This is a genomic window from Tardiphaga sp. (assembly GCF_041424195.1).
GTDB lineage: Bacteria > Pseudomonadota > Alphaproteobacteria > Rhizobiales > Xanthobacteraceae > Tardiphaga.
On the sequence record NZ_JBGMOE010000227.1, the window covers coordinates 1 to 26,526 of the forward strand.

A 26,526-nucleotide genomic window follows, 5' to 3' on the forward strand; every position below is an offset into this window, starting at 1 on the left:
GGGCGGGAAGGAATGCGCAAAACTCGGACGCGCAAGCGCCGCGAGAACGTGGAAGCTTGGCTGTTTGAAATTTGAACCCAGCCGTACGAACTACCGCTCGTCGCTCAACGGCGGCCGGAACGTCAACGGGCTTTCCTGCGCACGCTGCCTGGCGCGATCGACGGCCTCTGCAAAATCCTGCGCATCGAACCAGGGCTCATCGCGCATCAAGGCATCCAGATCCTCGTTCCAGATCTGCGACACCTCGATATCGAACTTCATGTTGTGTTTTTTACTGACGGCCTGAATCCCGTAACCGGTAACGGCCCATTGTTTGCCGAGCCAAAACACATCCCGATGCAGCACCACGTCCACGCCCATTCTCGTCCGGTATCGTACGGAGACGAAAAGAACCCCGCCCGATGAGGGTGAGGTTCTCAGAACCGGTCTAGTCCATCAAATTTTAGCAACATCGTCCAGCGTTGAGAACAACGCCGATCTAGATGCGACCGTTCTCGTTCGGCGGCTGTGGGTGCTGCGCCTTCTGCGCCCGCTCGGCATCGGCCTTGTTGGCCTCGTGGCGTCCGATCACGCAACCCGCAACGACGCCGACCTTGCCATGTCCTGCATAGTGGCCGGCGATTCCGCCAATGATCGCACCTTTGATACAGCCTTTCGCCTCGGCCGCAACCGATGAAAACGCGAGACTCGCAACCGCAGTGCAAAGCAGCAATTTCTTCATGATGAATCTCCGCGTGATTGACGTCTTACAAGTCGCCACGACGCATTTCGTTCCGTGCGTTGAAATATCACCGACTCACACTCGCATCCGATTCGTGCCATAGATGGCGCAAATCGCGTCCAGGGATGAAACCACCATGCCAGCACCCAAACCGCCTGCTTTCGAAACGCTGAGTCTGCATGCCGGCCAGCATCCGGACGCAATCACCGGCGCGCGCGCCGTGCCGATCTACCAGACCACATCCTATGTGTTTCAAGATTCGGACCACGCCGCTGCACTGTTCAATCTCGAACGTGCCGGCCACATCTATACGCGTATTTCCAACCCCACGACGGCCGTGCTGGAAGAGCGCCTCGCCGCGCTCGAAAACGGCGTCGGCGCCGTGTGCACTGCATCGGGCATGGCGGCGCTGCATCTCGCCATTGCCACGCTGCTCAATGCCGGCGACCACATCGTGGCGTCGTCCTCGCTCTATGGCGGCACCATCAATCTGCTGGCACATACGCTGCCGCGCTTCGGCATTACCACGACATTCGTCAAACCGCGCGATCTCGCTGCGTTCAAGGCCGCGATCAAGCCGAACACAAAACTGGTGATCGGCGAGACCATCGGCAATCCCGGTCTCGAAGTGCTGGATATTCCCGCCGTCGCCGACATCGCCCATGCCGCAAAAATTCCGCTGCTGATCGACAACACCTTTGCCACGCCGTTCCTGTCGCGGCCGATCGAACTTGGCGCCGACATCGTGATGAATTCCGCCACCAAATGGATCGGCGGCCACGGCATTGCCATCGGCGGCGTCATCGTCGACGGCGGCCGTTTCGACTGGCACGCCTCCGGCAAATTCCCCGTTCTGACCGAACCCTATGCCGGCTATCACGGCATCGTCTTCGACGAGCAGTTCGGCAATGCCGCCTTCATCATGCGTGCCCGCACCGAAGGCCTGCGCGATTTTGGCGCGTGTCTCTCGCCGACCAACGCGTTCCAGCTGCTGCAAGGCGTGGAGACGCTCGGCATTCGCATGGAGCGCCATATGGCCAATACACATGCGGTGCTGGCAGCGCTCACGGCAAACAAGGCGGTCGACTGGGTGCTGCATCCGTCGCTGGAGAATCATCCGGACTATCAGCTGGCGAAACGCCTGCTGCCGCGCGGCGCCGGCTCTATCGTTTCCTTCGGCATCAAGGGCGGCCGCAATGCCGGCCGCAAGTTCATCGAGGCGCTGAAGCTGACCAGCCATCTCGCCAATGTCGGCGACGCCAAGACGCTGGTCATTCATCCCGGAAGCACCACGCATCAGCAGATGGACGCCGAGCAGCTCAAGGCCGCCGGCATCGGCGAAGAGCTGATCCGCCTCTCCGTCGGCATCGAAGCTGCCGATGACATCATCGATGACCTCGCGCAGGCGCTGCGCATCTCGCAGAAGGGCTGAGCGATGCAACTCACCGTCAACGGTCACGAGACCTATGTCGCCAATGGCGGCCGCACGTTCGATCCAACCCTGCCCGTCGTCGTCATGATCCACGGCGCCGGCTTCGATCACTCGACCTGGGCGCTGCATACGCGCTGGTTCGCGCATCACGGTTTCGCGGTGCTCGCGCCCGATCTGCCAGGCCATGGCCGCTCGAAAGGTGAAGCGCTCACTACCATCGGCGATCTCGCCGACTGGACTGCTGCACTGATCGATGCGTCCGGCGCAAAGACGGCACGGCTGATCGGCCATTCCATGGGCTCGCTGATCGCATTGGAGACCGCGGCGCGGCATCCGGGCAAGATCACACGCCTCGATCTGATGGGCACAGCAGGAACGATGACCGTCGGCCCGGATCTGTTGAAGGACGCCGAAGCCAATCAGCATTCCGCCATCGACATGGTGTCGATCTGGGGGCTCGGCTTTCGCGCCGAACTCGGCGGCAGCCTCGCGCCGGGGTTGTGGATGCACAGCGGCGCGCAGCGCGTGCTTGAGGCGACGAAGCCCGGCGTATTGTTCGCAGACCTCAACGCCTGCAATACATACCAGAATGCGCTGACTGCGGCGGGCCAGCTCGATATCCCCGTGACGCTCATCCTCGGCGAGCGTGACATGATGACTCCCGCCAAGGCCGGCAAGACCCTGGCCGCCGCATTGAAAAACGCCCGCACGGTGATTCTGCCCGGCACCGGCCACATGATGATGGTCGAGCGCCCCGACGACGTGCTCGCCGCGCTACAGCACGAGCAATAGCGTCCGCCACGCGGCGATGGCTGTTGCACCGCGCGGCGTGCTGTGCTTCCTGTCTGTCGTTATCGGTGCCTCCGCGAGGAGGTGAAACGGGAATGCGGTGCGGGGAGTTATCCCCTATGCCGCGGCTGCCCCCGCAACTGTAAGCGGCCATTCCGGGTCCACAAAGCCACTGAATTTGCATCGCAGATTCGGGAAGGCGGACCGGGAGACCACCGCGAGCCAGGAGACCGGCCGGTAACGAGTTTCACACTCGTTCGACGGTGGGTCGACGGAAGGGGTTAAATGGCTATCCGGAATTTGGCTGCAGGTACTGCAGCCGTTATTGTTCTGTCTTGCTCTCACGCTGCGCATGCGCAGTCCAGTGCCGAGCAGCTCTCCGAAATCGTGGTGACGGCGGACAGAGCGCCCGAACAACTCAATCGCACCGGCAGTTCGATCGGCGTCGTCTCAGGCGAGACCATTGCGACCAGCAATCCCGGTTCGCTGGTCGATGCGCTGCGCACCGTGCCAGGTCTCGATATCAGCGAAAACGGCGGCCCCGGCGGCACCGCGAATGTGCGCCTGCGCGGCGGCAATACTGGCCAGACGCTGGTGATGATCGACGGTATCCGTATCAACGATCCCACCGCGGCGAGCGGCGATTATGATTTCGCAATGTTTGCCCCAAGTTCGATCGATCGTATCGAAGTGCTGAAGGGGCCACAGAGCGCGCTGTACGGCTCCGACGCCATGACCGGCGTCATCAACATTATCACCAAAAAGGGCTCCGGCCCGGCGCAATTCAACATCCGCACCGAGGGCGGAAGTTATGGCACCGCCTCGACCAGCGGATCGCTGACCGGCTCGCAGGGACCATGGTCCTATGCCTTTACCGGCAGCGGTCAACACAGCAACGGCTTCTCGCGCTTCGGCTATCGTATTCCGGCGTTGGAGGCGAAGTATCCCAATCTCGAACGCGACGGATTTGATCGCGTCGGCGGCTCGGCCCGGATTGGATATGATGTCGGCGACGTGAAGCTGGAAGCCGGTATCCTGTCATCTTTTACGCGGTCCGCTTACGATGGCACTTACAGCGCGACGTCGAAGAGCCCACAGTTTCCCGACACGCCCAACAGCGCCACACGTCAGCTTGACCAGGTATGGGGGAAAGCGACGTTCGACACGCTCGGCGGCGTACTGAACCACCAGATCAATGTTTTCGAAACTCATATCGAACGCACCTTCAACGAAACGACCTACACCACCAACACTCTGCCCGCGAATACAAAGGTCGTTTACTCGCAGTATCTCGCCAATAGCGTCGGCGCCGAATATCAAGGGACGCTGAAGCTGGGGCCACTGGGTTCACTGGTATATGGCACCAAGACACAGCACGAGACCGCGGACATCTCGCAGGCCGGTATTCAGCCGGCCAGTCCTCTAACGCCGCAACTGGGTAAAGCGCAGGATACGAATGCCCTGTTCGCGCTCTGGCAGTTGCCTATCGGCGAACGATTGAGCGTCACCTTGGGCGGCCGCGTTGACGACGTCGTGGACGTGGCGCGGTTCGAAACGTGGCGAGCGACAGCCGCTTACAACATCGCAGAGACGGGTACAAAGTTTCATGTCAGCGCCGGCACCGGCGCCAAGGCGCCGACGCTGTATCAACTCTACTCACCCGACAATGGTACTCGCACGCTCGTGCCGGAAGAGAGTTTTGGCTACGATGCAGGCATTGATCAGAGCTTCCTGAACGGTCGTGTGGTAATGTCCGTAACAGGATTCTCCAACACCTTCAGTAATCTCATTAACTTCGTCTCCCCCTCGGCAGCCACCCCTTGTACCGGCACACAGAGCGGTTGCTACGTCAACGTTGCCCGCGCGGAGACCAGCGGCCTCGAGGTCGGATCGACCATCGACATCCTGCCAGGACTGCTGAAGTTCAACGCAGCCTACACCTACCTCCACGCCATCGACCTTTCGAACGGCGCGATCCTGGCACGTCGTCCCAAGAACTTCGCCCGCTTCGCACTCACGATCACGCCCACCGACAAGTGGATGATCGAGCCGCGCGTCACGACGGTGTCGAAGCGCTTCAGCAGTGCCAATCAGGTCGGTCAGGTCGATGCCTATACCCGCGTCGACCTCTATACCGAGTACAAGATCGATGCGAACTGGAAGGTCTTTGCCCGCGGCGAGAACATCCTGAATGAGCACTATCAGGAAGTGCTGAACTTCGGCACCACAGGACCTGCGGCTTACGCAGGCTTCAACGCCACATGGTGAGCATAGCGCCAGCAGCACGCCGCCGGACGGTCGCGACCATCGCGCTGGTCGGTCTCGTGACACTGCTGGCATTGGGCTCGCTTGGCACAGGGCCGGTGAAGCTTTCGCCGCTGACGGTGCTCGATGCATTGTTCGGCGGCGGCAGCGACGTGCAGCAGATCATCGTGCGCGAAATCCGCCTGCCCCGCGCGATCCTCGCGCTGGCCATCGGCGCGATTCTCGGTCTGTCCGGCGCGGCGCTGCAGGGTTTGTTGCGCAATCCCCTCGCCTCGCCGTCGCTGTTCGGCGCGCCGCAATCGGCAGCCTTCGGCGCGGTGCTGATGATTTCGCTCGGTTTGGCTGATGTGCGCTCATGGGCGTTACCTGTTGCCGGCATTACGATGGCATTCCTCTCGGTCTTCATGCTGCTCGGCATCGCCGGCCGCAATGCGGGCCTGTTGCTGCTGATCCTTGCGGGCCTTGCGATCTCCAGTCTCGCAGGGGCCGCGACGGCGCTGGTGATGAACCTGTCGCCCAATCCCTTCGCGGCGCTTGAGATTGCTTTCTGGCTGCTCGGCTCGCTGGAAGACCGCAGCTTCCGTCATGTCACGCTGGCGCTTCCATTCATTGTAGCTGGCGCCATTATCCTGATGAGCCAGCGCTCGGCCTTCCGTGCACTGAGCCTCGGCGAAGAGACCGCACAGAGCCTCGGCGTCAATGTCAGCCGCCTTCGGCTGTTAGTAATCCTCGGCGTCGCGCTCGGCGTTGGCGGTGCGGTCGCGGTCACTGGCACGATCGGTTTCATCGGCCTCATCGCACCGCATCTGATGCGTCCGATTATCGGACACGATCCCGCACGGCTGTTGATCCCGAGCGCGCTGACCGGCTCTGGGCTGCTGCTCGCGGCGGATATCGCTGTGCGCCTCATTCCTTCCACCAGCGACATCAAGGTCGGCGTGCTGACCTCGATCATCGGTGTGCCGTTCTTCCTCTATCTCATCATGCGCGAGCGTCGCGCTCTGGGCGGAGGCGTCGCATGACCGATCAGACGCTGCTGACCGCGAGCCATCTGAGCGTCACACTGTCAGGCCGCCCCGTGCTGCACGACGTCGCGTTCTCGTTGAGTCCCCAACATCTTGTCGCTCTGGTCGGCCCGAATGGCGCCGGCAAGACGACGCTGCTGCGCGCGCTGGCGGGCCTGCAACTCTCGACGGGCGCAATTCATATAGCCGGCGATGCGCTGGCGTCCCTGCCGCTGCGTGAGCGCGCAAAACGCTTCGGCTATCTGCCGCAAGGCCATGTCGTGCATTGGCCCCTCGACGTGAAGGACGTCGTCGCCCTCGGGCGCTATCCGCATGGCGCGACCGATCCGGCGCGACTGACATCGTCAGACAAGGCTGCAGTCGAGCGCGCGATGCGGGCCACCGACATCGTCGCCTTTGCCGATCGCCGCGTCACCGAACTCTCCGGCGGCGAACGCAGCCGCGTCGCACTGGCCCGTGTCCTCGCCGTCGAGGCACCGATCGTGCTGGCAGATGAGCCGACCGCGTCCCTCGATCCGCGCTACCAGATCGACGTCATGAAGAATCTGCGCGATGTCGCCGACAGCGGCGTGCTGGTGATCGTGGTCACGCACGACCTCGGCCTCGCGGCACGCTTTGCCGATACGGTGCTGGTAATGTCCAACGGACGCCTGGCAGCGCAGGGCTCGCCGCAACAGGCGCTTTCCGATGTCGTCGTCGCCAAGGTGTTCCGTATCAGTGCCTATCGCGCCGAGCACCGGAACGAAACGATTATCCTGCCCTGGGCGGGAGTTTGATCAATGTGGCGGCTATTTCGCCAGCGCAGCAGCAAGCCGGCTCAGAGTAGCCGTATCGGGCGGCAGACCGAACCGCAGCAACTCATGGCTCCAGTCGAAGCGACGGCACCAGATCTGCTGACGCGCCAAGGCGGCGTGCCGCTCGAAGGCGTCGGCATGGCACGCCAGCCTGTACAGCGGTGTGCCGCCGACAATCTCGAAGCCGGCGTCGGTCAACACATTGTCCAGCTTGATGCTCTGTGCGACCAGCCCGACGCGGGTTTGCGTGGCCCAACGCTCGTCGCGCAATGCACCGGCGCCGATGACCTGTGCGGGACCGGAACAGGCCCACGGACCAACGGCGGTCGCGATACGCTGCGCGATCAGCGGCGCAGCGAGCGCGAAACCGAGACGCAGGCCCGCGAGACCGTAGAATTTTCCGAAGGAGCGCAGGATCACCACCGGCAACGTCGCGCACAGGCCGACAGCGCTGATCGCAGGGTCGACATCAGCGAAAGCCTCGTCAATCACAAGCCAGCCACCGCGTCGCCGCAGGATTGCAGCAACATCGGCGAGTTCGTCGCGCGTCGCGATCCGCCCATCGGGATTGTTGGGATTGACGATGACCACATGCTTGGCGTGATCCGGCAGCGCGCTGAGGCTGCCGATCACGCCGACCTCATGTCCGCCAGCACGCCATGCCGCGACATGTTCATTATAGGTCGGGCCGACGATGGCAACGGCGCCGGGCGCAGCGAGATGCGGCAGCCATTGGATCAGGGCCTGCGTACCGGCAGCGGCAACGGCATCGACGCCATCAGGCACATGATAGGCATTACGCGCAGCGGACAGCAAAGCCCGTTCGTCCGCATGCGACGGCAGACGTTCCCAAAGATGGCTCGGCAGATTGGCGGGAATGGGCCACGGCCATGGGTTGATCCCGGTCGAGAGATCGAGCCATTGTTCCGGCGCTCCGCCGAATTCGGCTATCGCCTGCGTGAGATCGCCACCATGTTTCATGCCTGTGTCATGCCATCATATCGGACGAAGCGCGAGAGGCTTTGGCCGCTCGTGGCCACGACACTCGCGCTGCTCGCAGGCACTTCGCTCCAGGCCCCTGCCGTCGAGCAGCCGCGCATCGCATCGATTAATCTGTGCACCGATCAACTGCTCGTCACCCTTGCCGATCCCGCGCAGGTCCTGGGCCTCAGCCCCTATGCGCGCGATCCGTTCCGCTCCTGGGACAAGGACAAGGCGAAGGCGTTCCGGCTGCTGTCCGGTGAGGCCGAGGACGTGCTGGCGCTGAAGCCGGATGTCGTTGTCGCCGGCCGCTTCACCAAGCGCGCAACCCGCGAACTGCTGAAGGACAAGGGACTGAAGGTCGCCGAATTCGATCCCGCCCGCTCGCTCGACGACGTCAAGAAACAGCTCCGCCAGATGGGCGCACTGGTCAGGCATCCGGAGCGGGCCGAAGTCGAAATCGCGAAACTCGATAGTGCCATCGCGCAGGCCCATGCCGCAGCACGGCGCAAGCCGCTGCGCGTGCTGGCCGTGTCGCGCCGTGGCTGGGTGTCCGGCGGCGAAAATCTGACCACCTCGCTGCTCTCGGCCGTGGGCTTGCGCAATGCCGGCGGCGAACTCGGCCTCAAGGCCGGCGGCTTCGCCTCGCTGGAAGCGATCGTCACACTGAGGCCCGATCTCCTGCTGGTCACTGACAATACGGATTTCGCCGAAGACGAAGGCCGCGCCTTCCTGCTGCATCCGGCGCTGGAGAAATTCTACCCGGCGTCGAAGCGGTTGGTGCTGCCCGAGCGGCTTACGGCCTGCGGCGGTCCGACCATGGTGGAAGCCCTCGACCGGTTGACCACCGAAATCAACCGCGTGGCCCCCTGATGCTCGCGCATGGCGACGCGCTTGTGCTGGTGGTCGTGGCGTTGCTGCTCGATGCGTTGATCGGCGATCCCGACTGGCTATGGCGGCGATTGCCGCATCCGGTCGTGTGGATCGGCAACGGCATCGGCTGGCTTGAACGCCGGCTCAATCGCGAAAGCTGGTCGGGGCGGCAGCGCCGACTGGCAGGCGTCGTCACGGTCATCGTGCTGGTGAGTTGCGCAATATTCGCCGGCGGCCTGTTCGCCGATCTGCTCAACGACAACTGGATCGGCTTCGCGATCGAGGCCTTGATCGCCTCATTGCTGATCGCCCAGCGCAGCCTGTATCAGCATGTCGCCCGCGTGCATCACGCCTTCACCGACGGTGGCTTGGCGGGGGCGCGACAGGCCGTCGCGATGATCGTGGGCCGCGATCCGGAGCGGCTCGACGAAGCCGGTGTCGCTCGCGCTGCAATCGAGTCCACCGCCGAGAATTTCTCCGACGGCATCGTCGCGCCGGTATTCTGGCTGGCTTCGCTGGGACTGCCCGGCCTGATCGCCTATAAAGCCATCAACACGGCCGACTCCATGATCGGTCATCGCAGCGCGCGCTATCGGGATTTCGGCTGGGCCGCAGCGCGGCTCGACGATCTCGTCAACCTGATCCCGGCACGGCTTTCGGGAATATTGGTCGCACTCGTTGCGCCGGTCGCAGGCGGATCGATCATCTCGTCATTGAAGATCATGATGCGCGACGCCGGAAAGCATCGCTCGCCCAATGCCGGCTGGCCGGAAAGCGCCATGGCCGGAGCGCTCGGAATCGCGATCGCTGGACCGCGCGTCTATGCTGAGGGCGCGGTCAACGATCCCTATCTCAATGCGGAAGGACGAACCGCAGGGCCTGACGACATCAGCCGGGCGCTTCGCGTGTTCATCGCAGCCTGCGTCTTGCAGGCAGCGATCTATGCGGCGCTGGCGCTGCTGCTCTGACGGCTGCGGGCAATCTCGATCAGCCGATCGATATCCAGATGCTTTTCGCAGTGATCGGCCAGCGCATCAAGCGCGACTTCGATCTGCGCATCATAGGCCAGAGACGAGGCAACGCCGAGATTGGCCAGCCATGCCTTGCGGAATGCATCGCCGGTGAACAACCCATGGACATAAGTGCCCTGCACGCGTCCATCGATTGACGCAGCACCATCGGGGCGTCCATCGATCATCACCAGCGGCCGCGCGCAGTCGTCCCCTTCGCTGCGGCCGAGATGGATCTCGTAACCTTCGATCGCCGCCCCCGTCGCGCAATGCGTGCCAGTGATCAGCGTGGTGGACTTGTCGGCGCTCATGAGCGTTTCGATATCGAGCAGGCCGAGCCCATCGACCGTGCCCGGCGATCCGTCGATCCCATCGGGATCGGCGATCGTTCGCCCGAGCATCTGATAGCCTCCGCACAAACCGAGCACATGACCCCCGCGACGGATATGCGCCTTGATATCGATGTCCCACCCCTGCGCACGCAGGAAAGCGAGATCGCCGATGGTCGATTTGCTGCCCGGCAGGATGACGACGTCGGCATTACCGGGAATGGCCTCGCCCGGCCGCACGAAGACCAGCTTCACGCCGGGCTCCATGCCCAGCGGATCGAGATCGTCGAAATTGGCAATCCGCGCCAGCACCGGCACCGCGATGATGCGCGTCGATGACGAGTCATGGGTGCGATCGAGATCGACAGCATCCTCGGCGGGCAGGAACGCCGCCTGCGGCAGCCAGGGCAACACACCGATGGATGGCCACCCCGTCAGCCGCGTGATCGCCGTGAGGCCATTGTCGAACAGGCTGAGATCGCCGCGAAACTTGTTGACGATGAAGCCGCGGATACGCGCGCGCTCTTCAGGTTCAAGCACCAGATGCGTGCCGGCGAGGCTCGCAATGACGCCGCCACGATCGATATCGCCGGCGATCACAACGGGAATGTTGGCGGCTGCAGCAAAGCCCATATTGGCGATGTCGCCGGCACGCAGATTGATTTCCGCCGGGCTGCCGGCGCCTTCGACGAGAACCATGTCCGCCTGATCGGCGAGCAGCGAGAAACTCTCCAGCACCGCCGGCAACAGCGCAGCCTTCTTCTCCAGATAATTCCTCGCGCGCAGCGTGCCCCAGCGCTTGCCCTGCACGATCACCTGCGCGCCAGTGTCGGTCTCGGGCTTCAGCAGCACCGGGTTCATGTGTACGGACGGAGAAAGCTTCGCAGCCCGCGCCTGCACTGCCTGCGCACGGCCGATCTCGCCGCCATCGACGGCAACAGCCGCGTTGTTCGACATGTTCTGCGGCTTGAACGGCGCCACCTTCAAGCCACGCCGCACCAGCGCCCGCGCCAGCCCAGCGACGATCGTCGATTTTCCGGCATTGGAGCCGGTGGCCTGGATCATCAGCGCGGGCGTGGTGAGGTTCATATGTTTTCTTTCATGAGCATGATCTTTTCCGAAAACCGGTGCCCACTTTTCGGGATTATGCTCTAGAATTCGATGCCCTTCTGGCCCTTGATGCCGGCGCGGAACGGATGCTTGATCAGTGTCATCTCGGTGACCAGATCGGCCATCTCTATCAGCTCGGGCTTGGCGTTGCGGCCGGTGATGACCACGTGCTTGTCCGCCGGCTTTTCGTCGCGCAGGAAGGTCAGGACTTCATTGAGATCGAGATAGTCGTAACGCAGCACGATGTTCAGCTCGTCGAGCAGCACCAGCCGATGACGGTCATCGCGGATCATCTCCTTGGCGCGCTCCCAGCCCGCGGTCGCGGCGGCGATGTCGCGCTCACGGTCCTGGGTAATCCAGGTAAAGCCCTCGCCCATGATGTGCAGCGTGACCAGATCGGGAAAGGTCTTCAGCAGACGCGCTTCGCCCGTGTCCCATTCCGGCGACTTGGTGAACTGCACGATGCCGACGGGATAACCATGACCGATATGGCGGAATACCATGCCCAGCGCCGCCGATGTCTTGCCCTTACCGGTGCCGGTATGGACGATCAACAGGCCTTTCTCGCCAACCTTGGTCGCCATGATCTTGTCTTTCGCCGCCTTATGCTTGGCCGCCTTGATCTTGTGGCGGGCATTTTCTTCATCGTCGTGGACAACTTCGGTCATGCGATTTCCTTTGCGATCTCTGTGTGTGCCTGCGGCAGAAGTTCGGCGATCAGATCGGCGGCGCGGTTGGAACGCGGCGTCCACAAGCCCCGACGAATGGCTTCGGCAAAGCGTGCCGCCGTCTCGCGCAACGCCGCCGGATTGACGGACGTCATGAAGCCGCGAACCTCGTCGTCTTCCAGATAGGACGCAAACAGCTGATCGAAATGATGATTGGCGACGGCATCGGTCGATGCCGCGAAGCCGAACAGATAGTCTACCGTCGCCGCGATCTCGAATGCGCCTTTGTAGCCGTGACGCATCACGCCAGCGATCCATTTCGGGTTGGCGCCGCGGCCGCGCACCACGCGCGAGATCTCATGCGCAAGCGGCCGCGCGATCGGCGCTTCGGGCCGCGACGTGTCGATATGTGCGATGCGCGGCGCCGAACCGCGCAGCGTCTGCACGGTCGCTGCGAGACCCCCGATAAACTGGTAATAGTCGTCGGAATCCAGAATGTCGTGCTCGCGGTTGTCCTGCGCCTGCGCGACGAGATCGATGCCCCTCAGCCGTTCGGCGAATTCACCGCGCGCATCCTCGCCGTCGGTTCCGCTGCCATAGGCATAGCCGCCCCAATCGAGATAGACCTCGGAAATATCGGCGCGATTACTCCAGCCCCCCTCGTCCATCAGCGCCTGCAAGCCTGCGCCGTAAGCGCCGGGCTTGGAACCGAACACACGGCGCGTCGCCTGTCGGCGCGCAATCTCGCAGTTCATGCCGCCGGCTTCGAGCGTGCGAGCCCGCGCGCGGACATTCGCGGCAATTGGATTGGCCTCATCTGGTTCATCGAGTTCGGCCACGGCACTCACAGCGGAGCCGATGATGTCCATCTGGGTCGGGAACGCATCGCGGAACAGGCCGGAAACACGGAAGGTCACATCGACGCGCGGGCGCTTCAGCTCAGACAGCGGCGTAATGGCAAAGCCGGTGACACGGCCGGAGGTTTCTTCCCAGAGCGGACGCGCGCCAATCAGCGCCAGCGCCTGCGCGACATCGTCGCCGCCGGTGCGCATATTCGCAGTGCCCCAGGCCGACAGTGCGATCGCACGCGGCCATTCGCCGGCTTCCTGCCAATAGGATTCGACGAGCCGCTCTGCCGCAAGTTGCCCTATGCGCCAAGCGGACGGCGTCGGCACCGCGCGGACATCGACCGCAAAGAAATTACGTCCAGTCGGTAGCACATCAGGACGCCCGCGGGTCGGCGCGCCGGAGGGGCCAGGGCGAATGAACTGGCCATCGAGACCGCTGAGAAACGCAGCCATCTCCGCATCGCCGCTAGCATCGATCGCCGGCCGCAATCTCGCATTGATCCAGTCAAGCACCGCGGCGGAGCGCGTCCAGGCGGGATCGCAAGGCAGTTTGCCGGAGACGAGTTGCAGCGCCAGCCCTTCGATCCGTTCGACGGTGTCACCAGTGGTGCGCCACATCGCTTCGTCAACATCGGCAAGAACACCAGGGCGCGGACCGAGATAATCATCGGCCATCTCGCGGGTGAGCGGATCGAACGCGCCAAGACCGAGATCGACAGCCAAAGCACGATGCAGCGACGCATCCTGCGGCTTGATCTCCGAACGCGGCAGGCGCGCGATGGACACCAGGAGATCATTGCGCTGCGCATCCTCAGGCACGCGCCCGAAGATGTGCAGCCCGTCACGAATCTGCATTTCCTTGAGATCGCAGAGATGGGCATCGAGCGCGCGCAACGCCTCACCCGTCGGTGTGTCACGGGTGACATTAACGTCGGCATCGATCTGCTGCGCGCGTGCGAGCGACAGGATGTCCTCGGCGATCACTGCCGCACGCTTGGGATCGAGATCGGTCGCCATGGCATATTCGTCGACCAGATTCTCCAGCCGCGCCAGATCGTCGTGCAGCTCAGCCCGCGTCATCGGCGGCGTCAGATGATCGATGATCACGGCGGAGGCACGGCGTTTGGCCTGAATGCCCTCGCCGGGATCATTGACGATGAAGGGATAGAGATGCGGCAGCGGACCGAGCACGGCATCGGGCAGACAATCCGCCGACAGACCTGCGCTTTTCCCCGGGAGCCATTCGAGATTGCCGTGCTTGCCGAGATGCACCACCGCATGGGTGTCGAAGTCATGGCGCAGCCAGAGATAAAATGCGAGATAGTGATGCGGCGGCACCAGATCCGGATCGTGATAAGTGCTCTTGGGATCGATATTGTAACCGCGCGCCGGCTGCACGCCGATAGTGATATTGCCGAAACGATGCAGGCCGAGACAGAAGGCGCCATCGACCACATGCGGATCGTTCTCGGCCCTGCCCCAGCGTGTCTCGACTGCTGCCTGCACATTAGCGGGCAATGTCGCGAACGCCGCGTGATAATCGGCCGGCGACCATGTCACGCCACCGTCTCGCTCCGCGCGACCGGCAAGCGCATTGGTCGGCCCCTGCTGCAATAGCTGCATCATCGCGGCTGTGGTGCCGGGCGCATCGCCGGTGACGTATCCGGCGTTGCCCATGGCTGCGATCACATCGATGAGGCTCTGCGGCGTATCGAGGCCGACGCCATTGGCGAGACGACCGTCACGATTGGGATAGTTCGCGAGGATCAGCGCGACACGACGCTCGCTCGCGGAGGTTCGGCGCAAGCGGACCCAGGCGCGCGCCAGATCAGCGGTCGCATCGATGCGATCCTGCACCGGCTGCAATGTGGTCGGCGCAAAGCCACCATCGCTAGCGCCGCGTTCCTTGAAGGCGATGGCATTGGCGAAGATACGGCCATCGACTTCAGGTAGCACCACATGCATCGCCAGATCGCGCGGCGTGAGACCCCGGGTCGAGGCTTCCCAGCTGGCGCGCGAGATGCCGGCCTGTGCGACCTGCAGTATCGGACAGCCTGATGCCGACAACACGCCGGCATCGTCATGCGCGGTCGCTGTGGCGAAGGCTGTCGCGTTGATGATGATATCCGGCGGATAGGCTCCGAGCGCGGCACGCAGGAAAGCGGCGGAGCGCTTATCTTTCAGGCTGGTTACATAGAGGCAGACGGCATTGAGACCGCGTGCACTCAAAGACAGACGCAACGCATCGATCGCAGCGGTATCCCCACCTGCGACCAGCGCGCGATAGAAAATCACGATGGCGTTGGGCCGATCATCCGGTGTCGGTTCACCCGGCCAGAATCCGGCTGACGGCATCGGCCGTGCCGCAGGTGGCTCCTGACCATAGCCGATCAAATGCGCGGCATAGCGCAAGGCCAGCTGCGCGTTATCGACGCCACCCTCGCTGCAATAGCGCCACAGCGCGTGGGTGTCATCGCTACTGACCGTGCCACGCGCGGCCAGCTCGGCATTCCACTCCATCTCGCCGGGCAAACAGGCGAATTTGGCGCCGCGGCTCAGTGCGTCGCTGCGCAGGCTTTCGACGCCATGGGGCCAATAGCTGATGCCGCCGAGCATGCGCAGCACGACGATCTTCGCCCTGGCCAGCGTGCGCTCGACATAGAGATCGACCGACGCAGGATGACCGAGCGCCAGCATGTTGGTGAACCGCACGCTGGGGAAATCGCCTGGCAGTGTCGCATGCGCCGCATTGAATGCCGCCAGATCGCTGTCCGCCGCCGACAGCACGACGATATCGGCAGTGTCCTGCCCGAGATCGCGGGCGACGTCACCGTCGTCAATGCTGCCGGAGGTATCGAGCTTCAGATGCATGCGGGTGAACCTGCGTTACCCGGCGAGTGCCTTTCGTACCGCGTCGCCGTCGAATCCCTTCAGGCCGATCACAACGAGATGCTCGGCCTGCGCCAGATCCGGCCGCCCGAAAGCGAGCTCGACGCGGGCACCGACGGCCTGCACCACGATCGGCGCGGGCTTGTCGGCGATGCGCGCATGACCCTTCACGCGCAGCACGCCGTCGAGGCCAAGCGCGTCACTGATGCGTGCGCGCATCGCGTCGATGCTGGTGGCGGCGGCGGGTTTGACGACGATGCTGTCGAAATCATCATGGTCGTGTTCTTCCTCCTCGCCATGATGACCGGCGCGGGCCGCTATGTCGTCCTCCGCAGCCGCGTCGAGGCCGATCAGCACCGATGGCGCGAGATCGCCCTTGGAACGCACGATATTCACGCCCGGGCGCAACACGGCTTTAAGCTTGGCCTCGATCTCGGCAAGTTTCTCCGGAGCGACCAGATCGCTCTTCGAGAGCACCACGAGATCTGCGCAGGCAAGCTGATCCTCGAACACTTCCTCGATGGGATCGTCATGCTCGATGCCTTCGTCCCTGACGCGTTGCTCGGCGACAGCATCTTCGTCCAGCGTGACGCGGCCCTCAGAAAGCGCCAGCGCATCGACGACAGTGACGACGCCATCGACAGTGGCGCGGGTCTTCACTGCCGGCCATGCAAAGGCCTTCAGCAGCGGCTGCGGCAGCGCGAGCCCCGATGTCTCGATGACAATGGCATCGAGAGGCCGTTCGCGCGACAGAAGCTTGTCCATGGTCGGCACAAAGTCATCGGCCACGGTGCAGCAGATGCAGCCATTGGTGAGCTCGACGATATCGCCGGGCGCGCAGGCTTTAGCCGCGCATTCCTCAACGAGACCGCCATCGAAACCGGCATCGCCGAATTCATTGACGATCACCGCGATGCGACGGCCATCGGCCTGGGTCAGCAGCGAGCGCAGCAGCGTGGTCTTGCCGGCGCCGAGAAATCCGGTGAGCACAGTGACGGGAACGCGGGACATTCAATTCTCCTGGGAACGCTTGAGCCAGAGCGGAAGCCCGGCCGCGATGAAAGCGACATTCGGCACGGCGGCCGCGATGATCTGGTTGAGCCGGCCCTGTGCATCACGAAAGGCACGGCCGAGCGGGGTCTCCGGCACGAGACCGAGCCCGACTTCGTTGGACACGAAGACAATCGGATAGCGCGAGACATCGAGAAAGCGCACCAGACGCTTCGCTTCGATCTCCGGATCACGCTCGGCTAACATCAGGTTGGACAGCCACAGTGTCAGGCAATCCACCAGCACGACGCGCCCCACCGTGGCCTCGCGCGTCAGGGCATCGACAAGGGTCAGCGGTTCTTCCACGGTGATCCAGCCTTCGCCGCGCTGCCTGCGATGCTGCGCGATACGGACGTGCATTTCGTCATCGCCGGCCGTTGCGGTGGCCAGGTAAACCTTCGTCAAGCCGATGCCATCGACCAGCCTTTCGGCGAAAGACGACTTGCCCGAGCGCGCACCGCCCAGCACCAGTGTTGTTGTAGCGGCGGTCATTTCGGCGCACGCCCGTCTTCGGGCGACCAACGCAATGGCGGCACACGCGCAACCATGCCCTTCCGCAACACCTCGGCGCGCTCGCGCCAAGGTACGAGGCCGTAGTCGGATTTTTGATAGGAGTCGACGAAGGTCACCAGCGCCGCACTGCCACTGTCAGTCTGCAGATCACCGAACAGGAACGTGTAGCCATCCGGGCTCGTCACCGCGACCGTTGCCGGCCGCTTGCAGACGCTGAGGCATTGCACGGGACGCACCATCACTGCAGCATCGCCATCGTCGAGCGCGGCCTTCACGGCATCGAACATCTCAGGGCCTACGATCGTGCCGGTATCGGCGGCTTTGCAGCTGATGCACACGCTCACGACAACGGGGCAAGCCGGTACAGGTCGCGGCGGTTCGACCGAAATTTGTTCGCCAGAGATGTCGGCGTTGTCGTGATCCATTACATGCTCAGTTCATGCCCTCGCGGGCCTACGAGCTTTGTTGGATCGCGCCGACAGCATGGCCGTCGGTTCGCTCCCGTCCGGTGCACCCCGCCCCGACGACGCCTCCAAAGCACAGTTCGTGATGGCAGGTCTCCTGGCTCGCGAGTCAAAGCCTGCAGCCGCCTTCCCGGGAATTCCCAGTGGCACCAGCGCGGGCTCGTCGCTTACAGTTGCGGGGGCAGCGCCGGCCTCAAACCGGCTTCCCTATTCACCTTCCACGCGGAAGGACCATCGCAAAAGACGCTATCTGCCGGGTGCGCCGGGGTCAACCGCGCCGGCAAGCGACCGCCCGGACCTGTTGACCTTGCAGGCCGTCTTGCGTCAGTTAGGCCGCGAAAAGGAACCCTATGTCCGCCCATTCTCAGTCCTTGTGGCAGCCACCCGCCATTGCGCCCGTCGACCCGCAGATCGCGGCAGGCATCCGTGCCGTCATCGACGGCAAGGCCAAGCCGCCGCGATCACTGGGACGAATCGAGGATCTGGCGCTTCAGCTCGGCATGATCCGGCATCCGGGCGAACCGCGCGGCGACAGTGCCGTGCTGCTGGTATTCGCTGGGGATCACGGGCTCGTCGCCGAGGGCGTGTCGCAATATCCGTCGGCGGTGACCGTTGCGATGGTGATGACCTATCTGGCCGGCCGCGCCACAGCCAATGCTTTCGCCGCGGCCAACAATATCGGTGTGCGCGTGATCGACATCGGCGTTGCGGCCGAACTGCCGGTTCATCCGAAGCTGATCGACGCCAAGGTGCGCATGGGCACGGCCAATGCCGCGCGTGAGCCGGCGATGACTTCAGCGCAGGCGATTGATGCGCTGATGCGCGGCTACCGAATCGCCGTTGGCGAGATCAAGGCCGGCGCAGACATCCTCGCGCTTGGCGAAATGGGCATCGGCAACACCGCCTCCTCGGCATTGGTGGTTCATCGGCTCGCGCCGGCACCTCTGGATGATTGTATCGGCGTTGGTGCCGGGCAGGACGACGCGGGTATGGCGCGCAAGCGCGCGGCGATCACGAAAGCGGCTGCACGCAGCGACGCAACCGTGCCGCTGCATGTGCTCGCCGAGTTCGGCGGGCTCGAAATTGCGGGCATGGCCGGCGCCGTGCTTGGTGCGGCATCGCAGCGACGCCCCGTCATCATCGACGGTTTCATCTCGACCGCTGCCGCGCTGCTCGCCGTTCGGCTCTGCCCGGCGGCACGCGACTATTGCGTGTTCGCACATCGCTCTGCCGAGCGCGGCCATGATATCGTACTCAACGCACTCGACGCCAAACCGCTGCTCGATCTCGGCCTGCGCCTCGGCGAAGGCACCGGCGCACTGCTGGCGGTGCCGCTGGTCCGCGCCGCCGCGCGCATGCTGACCGACGTCGCCAGCCTCGATGACGTGCTGGCTGGAAAGATCTAGATGGCGCTGGATCCGCATCTGCTCAATGCGATCCGCTTTCTGACCGTGGTGCCGACGCCGCACTCGGCCAACGCGCCGGAGCGGGACTGGCTGGCGCGGGCGATAAAATACTTTCCGCTTGTCGGCGCCGGCATCGGCGCAGCATCCGCGCTTGTATTCCTGATCGCGAGCGAATTCTGGTCGCCGCTGATCGCGGCACTGCTGGCGGTGACGACCAGCATCGCGATCACCGGCGCCCTGCACGAAGACGGCCTCGCCGATACCGTCGACAGTTTCGGCGGCGGCTGGAGCATCGAGAAGCGCCTTGCCATCATGAAGGACAGCCGCATCGGCACCTATGGCGCACTGGCTCTTGGCATCGGCGTTGCATTGCGGGTCGCAGCCATGGCCGCACTGCCAATCTGGCTAGGGGCTGCGGCGCTGATCGCAGCGCATGCAGCCGCGCGTGCCGTACCGGGCTTCGTGATCAATCGCCTGCCCTATAGCGGCGATACCGCAGCGATGAAGGTTTCCTATGCAGAAACACCCGTGCGGTCGAACGAACTCACTCTTGCGCTGATTATCGCCGCACTTGCGGCGATCCCGCTGGCGTTCATCACCGTTGCATCCGTTGCGGTCGGCTTGCTGCTCGGTGCAACATTCGCAGCCCTGCTCACGCGCTGGTCGCGCCGTTTGCTCGGCGGCTACACCGGCGACGTCCTCGGCGCTATCGAGCAATTGTTCGAGATCGGTTTCCTGCTCGGCGTCGCCGCCGCGATCAGATAGGCCACACCAGCGGCAGTTGATACGGCGCACCCTCGAAGGCGTCCGCGCCGCGGCCGATGCGCGCGATGGCTTCAACCATGCGGCCGTCGCGACCGAGTTGTTCGTCAGCCAACTGCACCATCAATTTGTTCGGCGTCACATAGGCCGAACGTTTGCGGAGCTCCTCTGCAATCGCAGTCTCGTAGCCGGGATTGCGATCACAGGCGATGGCATAAGCCGCAGCGCTGGAACGGCTGATTCCGGCCCAGCAGTGAATCAGCATCGGACGCTCGACAGTACTGCCGTGGCCAAAATCCAGAATGGCGCGCATCGTTCCGGCATCGGGCGCAATCAGCTCCGGCGTCTGTTCAACGATATCGTGAAATGCCAGTTGCAGATGGCGCTCAGGCGCGAGCCCGCTCCAGTCATGCGCTGTCGCGCCGGGCGACAGCAGCGTGAGCAAATCGAAGGACTTCAGCGACGCCGCCACGTTCACAACGCCGCTGAGAGAACTGACATGGATCATCAGAACGTCGCGCCTGCCTTCACAAGGTAAGTCCGCCCCGGCAGCGGATAGGCATTGAACCTTCCCGGGGTGAACGTGCTGGCCACCGCGTAATCGTAATATTGCGCGTCGAACAGATTATTGACACTCAGCGACCAGAAGACATTCTGATACTCGCCGCTCAACTTGAGGTCCACCGTCGCATTCGCCGGGATCAGCGGCTGAGCATTGCCCTGATCGTTGTCCATGCGGCGACTGCTCCAGTAGCGCACGGTCGCATCGATCACCGCATATTTTTCCCAGACGTTCCAGGTGACGCCGGCATTGGCAGTGAAGCGTGATACCAATGGCACGTCATTGCCTGCGAAGGTGCCCTCACGGAACACAGCGCGCGTCAGCGCCAAGCCGCCGCGCAACAGAACCGTGTCGCTGGCCTGCAGCGAAGCGCTGGTCTCCGAGCCGTAGCGACGGGTCGGATCGAGATTTCTGTTGTAGAAATTCACTGGATCGAACTGGATTTCATTATCCAGATCCATTCCGTAGATGCTGGACTGAGCCTTGAACGCTCCTGCCGAGATACGGAAACCAGCCTCGATATCCCTGGAGGTCTGGGTCTTCAGCGAAAATGTACCAGGGATTGGGTTGAAGTTGGCATCGAACGAGGGCCCCGACGCCACGCGTTCATCCACATTCGGCGTGCGGAGAGCGCTGGCGGCGCGGCCGAACACCGCAAAGATATCATTCAAGCGATGCTCAAGGCCGATATGCAGCGCATGCTGGGTCTCGTTGCTGTTCAGCGGCAGCGCCTGCGTATCGAAGGCGCCCGGCGCGTTTGGATCGAACCGATCCCGCGCATTCACGCTGGTGCGCTGGACGCGGCCGCCATAGGACAGATCCGTGCTTGGCAGAAGACCGACGGTCTGCTGCCAATAGGCCGCGAGCGTCTGCTGTGACAGATCATAGACATGGGTCGGAGCGACGCCGCGCAACTGACTGCGGCTGGAATGATAGGTCGCATCGTAATAATCGATGCCGGTCAGGATATCCGACGGCAGCCCGAACAGCGCATTCTTGATGCTTAACCGCGGCGTCAGCGACCAGGTCTGAAGATTGGTGTCCACATAACTGGCGTTGAAGCTCGATAGCGGAAGGCTTCCGAAGAAGCCGGCCTGCTGATCCTTGTTGCGGAGACCGCCATCGACGATCAGTTCAGCGCCGCTCCACAATGTTTTCGTGAAGCCGGCCGTGACATTTGCGCCCTGCTTGTCGGCATAATCCAGCGGCGTGCTCGCCCCCCTGCGATCGGTCAGCAGCTGATTCAGGCCAATGGATGGATCCACCGTCCGCGCACCGGGCAGACCGAGATGCTGATCGTCGCCGGATAAATTCAGGTAAGCGCTGAAATCAGGCGCGCTATAGCGGATATCACCAACGCCGGTGATCTGGTTCAGCTTGTTGTTGTCGCGATAGCCATCGGACGTGATGCCGCTGCCATAGAACGACGATGACCATGGCCCGGAACTGGCCGCCGCCGAGATTGAGCCGAGGCGCTGATTGAACGAACCACCACCGCCCTCGACGCGCATCGCGAAAGGCTTGGCCGAGCCAGCCTTGGTGACGATATTGATGACACCGCCCACAGAATTGTCGCCATAGAGCACAGCGCCGCTGTTTCCTTTGGTGATCTCGATGCGCGCAATGGAATCCTTGGGAATCGACGACAGATCGACGCCGGCGAGGTCGATATCGTTGAGCCTGCGGCCGTTAATGAGCACCAGCGTGTTGGCTGTCGCAAAGGCGCCGAAGCCGCGCAGATCGACCGACGTGCCGGCACCATTCACGCCACCATAAAGGCTTTGAACCTGCACGCCGGGCGTCTGCGCGATGATCTCCTGGATTGTCTGAGCTGGCGAACGCGCGATGTCTTCCGCCGTGATGACCGATGTGGCCGTCCCGGCAATGCCGTTCGGGAGCCTGCTGGCGGTGACGCTGATCGTATCAAGCTGAACACTCTGCTGTGCAGTTGCCGATGTGATGCCGACGACCATCAGAGGAACAATGCCGGCAGACAAGAGATAGGCGCGATTACGCCTTGTGAAGGCTATGGCGGGTGCAACGATAGCGGAAGACATGGTTCGGCCTCGGTTCGACGTTGTGGCACGTCACAGCGAACCAAGTCTCATTGCGGAGCTCGCGCCCTGCCAATGAAGCCAATGTCTGTACTCCCCGACCGACATCCTCGCGTGTGACCACGTATGACGGCAGGTCTCCTGGCTCGCGGGTCGATATCTTTCATCGCCTTCCCAGGACCGAGTTTCCCAGTGGCATGTGACGAAAGACTCACCGCTTACAGTTGCGGGGGCAGCCGCGGCATAGGGCAGTCCATCAAGAAGAACCTGCCCGCACCGCATTCCCTTTTGATCCCCTTTCGGGAAACCGTCCTCCCGATCTAGGACGGCGCTGCTCTGGAAGTCAATAATGCAGCGCCGGCCGGAATCCGAATACAGGAACGGTATATGGCCCCTACGCGTTCTGTCCGTCGAGCAGCCGCACCGCCTCGAACAGCGTCGCCGCACCCACCGCCAGCTGCTCGGGTTCGGACCATTCTTCGGGGCAATGGCTTTTGCCGTCCCTGGACGGAATGAACAGCATGGCGCTCGGCCCGATATGCGACATGAACGCGGCGTCGTGACCCGCGCCGGAGGCCAGCGTCGTGGTGGAGTAGCCGAGCTTGGCAGCGCTGCGACCGAGGATATCGCGCAGGTGATCATCGCAAGGTGACGGCGGATTCTGCGAGATCAGGGCAAAGCGTTCGCGATCGACTTTCGCACGCCTGGCGATGGCCAGACTCTCGCGATCGAGCAGTGCCACGAATTCATCGACCAGCGCGGCCTTCTCCGCACGGATATCGAGGATCAGGCGCGCGCCGCCGGGAACGACGTTGGCGGCATTCGGGCTGATCTCGAGGATCCCCGTCGTGGCGACGAAGTGGCCCTGCTTGCGCGCCGCAAACGCATTGGCCTGCTGGGCGACCAGCAGCACGAGTTCGGCGGCGGGAAGGCTCGCGTCTTTACGATATTCCATCAGCGTCGAGCCGGCGTGATCGGCGGCGCCCTTCAGCACGATCTCGACGCGGGTGATACCGGCGATGCCGGTGACGAGACCGAGATCGAGCTTCTTGCTTTCCAGCACGACGCCCTGCTCGATATGCAATTCGAGATAGCCGGCGAATTTTGGTTTCTGCATCGACGCAATCGCTGCGGGATCACCGCCGATGCGCTTGATGGCAGCGGCCAGCGTCTCGCCGGCCGCATTGGTGTAGGTCAGCATCTTCGCATCGAGCTCGCCGACCATGGCGCGGCTGCCGACACATGAGAGCCCGTATTCGCTGGGCTCCTCGGCGAGAAAGTCCACGATCTCGATGGGGTGCCGGGGCTTGTAGCCGGACGCCTGCAGCGCACGCACCGCTTCCAGCGCGGTGAGGATGCCGGAGATACCGTCGAAGCGGCCGCCGGACGGCACCGTATCGGAATGCGAGCCGAGCATGATCGGCGGCAGGCCCGCGACGCTGCCTTCCAGCCGCGCGATCACATTGGCGGCAGCATCCATGCGCACCGTCATGCCGGCCGCGAGATACTGCTCGCGCAGCCAGGCGCGGCCGTCGAGAAAGCGCTGCGAGAACGATCGCCGCGTCCATGGCTTGTCGGGATCGGTGATGGCGGCGAGCGCCATATGGTCGTCCCAGAGGCGGTTCTGATCGATGGGCGGCTTTGTCTCGGTCGGCATGATCGGCATGAGGCTCATGAGTTGGCGGCACTGGCGCCGGCGCGATTATTGTTGAACACTTTGGCCATCGTGAAGCAAGACGATGGACATCGCGAAGCAAGAAACGATCAGGGAGAAAATCGTGACCAGCAAGACCAAGATCGCATGGGTGACCGGCGGCGGCACCGGAATCGGCAAGGCGGGGGCGCAGGCGCTGCTGGCGGACGGCTGGACGGTGGTCATTTCCGGCCGCCGGGCCGATGTGCTGAAGGGCGTCGCCGATGAACTCGGCGCCGGCGGCAAGCCGGTGGAAGCAATGGCGCTGGATGTCAGCAATGCCGACGACGTCAACAAGGTGGCGCAGGCCATCCTCGCCAAATACGGCCGGATCGATCTCCTGGTGAACAGCGCCGGCATCAATGTGCCGAAGCGCAGCTGGGAGGACGTCACCCAGGACGGCTGGGACCAGATCGTCGACATCAATCTCAACGGCGTGATGTATTGCATGCGCGCGGTGCTGCCGGCCATGCGGGCACAGAAGGACGGCTGCATCATCAATGTCGCCTCATGGGCCGGGCGCATCGTGTCGAAGATGACGGGACCGGCCTATACGGCCACCAAACATGCCGTGCTGGCACTGACGCATTCGTTCAACATGGATGAAGGCATTAACGGCCTGCGCGCCTGCTGCCTGTCGCCGGGGGAAGTCGCGACCGACATCATGAAGAATCGTCCGGTGCCGCCCAGCGCCGAGGTGATGGCGCGGATGCTGCAGCCGGACGATCTCGGCAAGACCATCGCCTTCATCGCCGGCATGCCGCCGCATGTCTGCATCAACGAGGTGCTGATCGCTCCGACGTGGAACCGGAGCTTTCACAATATGTGATGGGCTCGGATACCGATGGCGCCCGGCTGGAACGAACACACATCGTCATGGCCGGGCGGCGCGTTAAAGCCCCCTCACCTTCACGGCGTGATAGCGACCTTCAGCACGCCATCGCGCTGGTGCGCGAACAGATCGTAGGCTTTTTCGATATCGTCCAGTTTGTAGTGATGCGTGACCAGCGCCGTCAGGTCGGCGCGGCCGGAGGCAACGACGTTCATCAGCCGTCGCATCCGCTCCTTGCCACCGGGGCACAGGCTGGTGACAATCGTGTTGTCGCCGAGGCCCGCCGAAAAGGCGCTCAGGGGAATCTGCAGATCCGTCGAATAGACGCCAAGGCTGCTCAGGGTGCCGCCCGGCCGCAGCGCGCGCAGTGCCGATTCGAAGGTGCCTTGCGTACCCAAGGCTTCGATGGCCACATCGACGCCGCGGCCGTCGGTCAGGTCCATGATCTGCTTGACCGGATCCCCCTTCTTGAAGTCGACGACCATATCAGCGCCGAGCCGTTTGGCGACCTCGATGCGCGCGGGCACCGTATCGACACCGATGATCGTGGTCGCGCCCATCAGCTTCGCGCCGGCGATCGCGCAGAGTCCGATCGGCCCCAGAGCGAACACCACCACCGTGTCGCCGATCCTGATGCCGCCGCGCTCGGCGCCCGCAAATCCCGTCGACATGATGTCCGGACACATCAGCACCTGCTCGTCCGTCAACGCGTCGGGCACCGGACTGAGATTGACCATGGCATCGGGCACCAGCACATACTCGGCCTGCGCACCATCGATCGTATTGCCGAACCGCCAGCCGCCGCTGGCCTTGAAGCCGTGCTTCGTTCCAGCGCCATCCTGCGATGAGCAACCGCAGAGACATGCGTAACTGTGGCCGCTCGGCGTGATGGCGCCGGCAATGACACGCTGGCCCTCGCGATAGCCGGTGACGGCGCTGCCAAGCTTCTCAATGATACCAACCGGTTCGTGTCCGATGGTCAGCCCTTTCGCTACCGGATATTCACCCTTGAGGATATGCACATCGGTGCCGCAGATCGTGGTGGTCGTGATGCGCATCAACGCATCGAGCGGGCCGACATCGGGGATCGGCTTGTCCTCCAGAACGATACGACCCGGTTCGACAAATATCGCTGCCTTCATCTTCGGCATGATCTGCTCCTGCTGGCGATGGTGCGTCGAACGACGCCATGAGCCAATCATCTGCGCATCTTGCGGTGACCGGATTGAGGTGGATCAAGTGGCGATGCCATTTGAAGGCCTCTGAAGTGGCGGACATATAGCCGCATGTCTGCGCGGCTTTTGATTCAATTTGTCAAACAGCCACTGCGCTTCAGACACTTGCCCTCCAGACATGCGTCATCGCCCCTGTTGTTTGCGGCGCGGGGGCGCCGTCGTCTCGTGCATTCCCGCCCCCTTGCGAGAGGGCGTGCGGAACGCCGGGTGCCCGATGCACC

23 protein-coding genes and 3 riboswitches are annotated in these 26,526 nt (G+C 63.2%); of the genes, 10 read left to right on the forward strand and 13 right to left on the reverse strand.

Annotation, left to right across the window (positions count from 1 at the left end):
• Window positions 1–90 precede the first annotated feature (90 nt).
• Both ACEK02_RS31495 and ACEK02_RS31500 read right to left on the reverse strand, forming a co-directional pair.
• On the reverse strand, window positions 91–354 hold the full coding sequence (locus ACEK02_RS31495; protein ID WP_371425547.1) for a hypothetical protein: 264 nt from the start codon (window positions 352–354) through the stop codon (window positions 91–93).
• Window positions 355–478: 124 nt separating this feature from the next.
• Window positions 479–721 carry a hypothetical protein gene (locus tag ACEK02_RS31500; protein WP_371425548.1) on the reverse strand — a complete coding sequence of 81 codons (243 nt, stop codon included), beginning with the start codon at window positions 719–721 and terminating at the stop codon, window positions 479–481.
• 136 nt (window positions 722–857) lie between these two features.
• On the opposite strand from ACEK02_RS31500, the gene ACEK02_RS31505 reads away from it, so the two are divergent.
• The 5 genes from ACEK02_RS31505 (at window position 858) to ACEK02_RS31525 (ending at window position 7,008) form a co-directional block, all read left to right on the forward strand.
• On the forward strand, window positions 858–2,153 hold the full coding sequence (locus tag ACEK02_RS31505) for an O-acetylhomoserine aminocarboxypropyltransferase (RefSeq protein ID WP_371425551.1): 1,296 nt from the start codon (window positions 858–860) through the stop codon (window positions 2,151–2,153).
• Between the two features lie 3 nt (window positions 2,154–2,156).
• Complete coding sequence (locus ACEK02_RS31510; protein WP_371425553.1) at window positions 2,157–2,945, forward strand: alpha/beta fold hydrolase; 789 nt, start codon at window positions 2,157–2,159, stop codon at window positions 2,943–2,945.
• Between the two features lie 46 nt (window positions 2,946–2,991).
• Window positions 2,992–3,196, forward strand: a riboswitch (cobalamin riboswitch).
• 31 nt (window positions 3,197–3,227) lie between these two features.
• On the forward strand, window positions 3,228–5,210 hold the full coding sequence (locus tag ACEK02_RS31515) for a TonB-dependent receptor plug domain-containing protein (protein WP_371425555.1): 1,983 nt from the start codon (window positions 3,228–3,230) through the stop codon (window positions 5,208–5,210).
• The gene (locus ACEK02_RS31520) at window positions 5,204–6,229 is read left to right on the forward strand and encodes a FecCD family ABC transporter permease (protein WP_371425557.1); all 1,026 of its coding nucleotides are present in this window, start codon (window positions 5,204–5,206) and stop codon (window positions 6,227–6,229) included. Before ACEK02_RS31515 ends, ACEK02_RS31520 begins: the two co-directional genes overlap by 7 nt.
• The gene (locus tag ACEK02_RS31525) at window positions 6,226–7,008 is read left to right on the forward strand and encodes an ABC transporter ATP-binding protein (RefSeq protein WP_371425559.1); all 783 of its coding nucleotides are present in this window, start codon (window positions 6,226–6,228) and stop codon (window positions 7,006–7,008) included. The genes ACEK02_RS31520 and ACEK02_RS31525 overlap by 4 nt, the downstream gene beginning before the upstream one ends.
• Window positions 7,009–7,020: 12 nt before the next feature.
• On the opposite strand, the gene cobD is transcribed toward ACEK02_RS31525, so the two are convergent.
• Entirely contained in the window at window positions 7,021–8,007 is a 987-nt protein-coding gene (cobD, locus tag ACEK02_RS31530) for a threonine-phosphate decarboxylase CobD (protein ID WP_371425561.1), read from the reverse strand.
• 51 nt (window positions 8,008–8,058) lie between these two features.
• Here cobD and ACEK02_RS31535 point away from each other — a divergent pair, with 51 nt between their 5' ends.
• Both ACEK02_RS31535 and cbiB read left to right on the forward strand, forming a co-directional pair.
• Window positions 8,059–8,880 carry an ABC transporter substrate-binding protein gene (locus ACEK02_RS31535; RefSeq protein WP_371425563.1) on the forward strand — a complete coding sequence of 274 codons (822 nt, stop codon included), beginning with the start codon at window positions 8,059–8,061 and terminating at the stop codon, window positions 8,878–8,880.
• On the forward strand, window positions 8,880–9,848 hold the full coding sequence (cbiB, locus tag ACEK02_RS31540; protein ID WP_371425565.1) for an adenosylcobinamide-phosphate synthase CbiB: 969 nt from the start codon (window positions 8,880–8,882) through the stop codon (window positions 9,846–9,848). Before ACEK02_RS31535 ends, cbiB begins: the two co-directional genes overlap by 1 nt.
• Here cbiB and ACEK02_RS31545 read toward each other — a convergent pair.
• The 6 genes from ACEK02_RS31545 to ACEK02_RS31570 form a co-directional block, all read right to left on the reverse strand.
• A complete protein-coding gene (locus ACEK02_RS31545; RefSeq protein WP_371425567.1) occupies window positions 9,821–11,308 on the reverse strand; it encodes a cobyric acid synthase in 1,488 nt (495 codons plus the stop codon). The genes cbiB and ACEK02_RS31545 overlap by 28 nt on opposite strands.
• 62 nt (window positions 11,309–11,370) lie before the next feature.
• The gene (cobO, locus tag ACEK02_RS31550) at window positions 11,371–11,997 is read right to left on the reverse strand and encodes a cob(I)yrinic acid a,c-diamide adenosyltransferase (protein WP_371425569.1); all 627 of its coding nucleotides are present in this window, start codon (window positions 11,995–11,997) and stop codon (window positions 11,371–11,373) included.
• Window positions 11,994–15,716, reverse strand: coding sequence for a cobaltochelatase subunit CobN (gene cobN, locus ACEK02_RS31555; protein WP_371425571.1), 3,723 nt, complete (start codon window positions 15,714–15,716; stop codon window positions 11,994–11,996). The genes cobO and cobN overlap by 4 nt, the downstream gene beginning before the upstream one ends.
• Window positions 15,717–15,731: 15 nt before the next feature.
• Entirely contained in the window at window positions 15,732–16,745 is a 1,014-nt protein-coding gene (gene cobW / locus ACEK02_RS31560; protein ID WP_371425573.1) for a cobalamin biosynthesis protein CobW, read from the reverse strand.
• Entirely contained in the window at window positions 16,746–17,276 is a 531-nt protein-coding gene (gene cobU, locus ACEK02_RS31565; protein ID WP_371425575.1) for a bifunctional adenosylcobinamide kinase/adenosylcobinamide-phosphate guanylyltransferase, read from the reverse strand.
• Window positions 17,273–17,722 carry a DUF1636 family protein gene (locus tag ACEK02_RS31570; RefSeq protein ID WP_371425577.1) on the reverse strand — a complete coding sequence of 150 codons (450 nt, stop codon included), beginning with the start codon at window positions 17,720–17,722 and terminating at the stop codon, window positions 17,273–17,275. The genes cobU and ACEK02_RS31570 overlap by 4 nt, the downstream gene beginning before the upstream one ends.
• Window positions 17,723–17,830: 108 nt before the next feature.
• A riboswitch (cobalamin riboswitch) is annotated at window positions 17,831–18,012 on the reverse strand.
• Window positions 18,013–18,111: 99 nt separating this feature from the next.
• Here ACEK02_RS31570 and cobT point away from each other — a divergent pair.
• On the forward strand, window positions 18,112–19,167 hold the full coding sequence (cobT, locus tag ACEK02_RS31575; RefSeq protein ID WP_371425579.1) for a nicotinate-nucleotide--dimethylbenzimidazole phosphoribosyltransferase: 1,056 nt from the start codon (window positions 18,112–18,114) through the stop codon (window positions 19,165–19,167).
• A complete protein-coding gene (cobS, locus tag ACEK02_RS31580) occupies window positions 19,168–19,932 on the forward strand; it encodes an adenosylcobinamide-GDP ribazoletransferase (RefSeq protein ID WP_371425581.1) in 765 nt (254 codons plus the stop codon).
• Here the strand turns inward: cobS and ACEK02_RS31585 are convergent.
• The 3 genes from ACEK02_RS31585 to ACEK02_RS31595 form a co-directional block, all read right to left on the reverse strand.
• Window positions 19,925–20,437 (reverse strand): tyrosine phosphatase family protein, encoded by a 513-nt coding sequence (locus ACEK02_RS31585; protein ID WP_371425583.1) that lies wholly within the window; start codon window positions 20,435–20,437, stop codon window positions 19,925–19,927. The two genes, cobS and ACEK02_RS31585, sit on opposite strands and share 8 nt — an antisense overlap.
• Window positions 20,437–22,464, reverse strand: a complete 2,028-nt coding sequence (locus ACEK02_RS31590) for a TonB-dependent receptor (RefSeq protein WP_371425591.1) — start codon at window positions 22,462–22,464, stop codon at window positions 20,437–20,439. Before ACEK02_RS31590 ends, ACEK02_RS31585 begins: the two co-directional genes overlap by 1 nt.
• A gap of 194 nt (window positions 22,465–22,658) precedes the next feature.
• Window positions 22,659–22,872, reverse strand: a riboswitch (cobalamin riboswitch).
• 67 nt (window positions 22,873–22,939) lie between these two features.
• Window positions 22,940–24,211, reverse strand: a complete 1,272-nt coding sequence (locus tag ACEK02_RS31595; protein ID WP_371425585.1) for a Zn-dependent hydrolase — start codon at window positions 24,209–24,211, stop codon at window positions 22,940–22,942.
• A 112-nt stretch (window positions 24,212–24,323) separates the two neighbouring features.
• Between ACEK02_RS31595 and ACEK02_RS31600 the strand changes: the two genes are divergently transcribed.
• Window positions 24,324–25,067, forward strand: a complete 744-nt coding sequence (locus tag ACEK02_RS31600; RefSeq protein ID WP_371425587.1) for an SDR family oxidoreductase — start codon at window positions 24,324–24,326, stop codon at window positions 25,065–25,067.
• A gap of 80 nt (window positions 25,068–25,147) precedes the next feature.
• Here the strand turns inward: ACEK02_RS31600 and ACEK02_RS31605 are convergent, their stop codons facing one another.
• Complete coding sequence (locus ACEK02_RS31605; RefSeq protein WP_371425589.1) at window positions 25,148–26,221, reverse strand: NAD(P)-dependent alcohol dehydrogenase; 1,074 nt, start codon at window positions 26,219–26,221, stop codon at window positions 25,148–25,150.
• Between the last annotated feature and the right edge of the window lie 305 nt (window positions 26,222–26,526).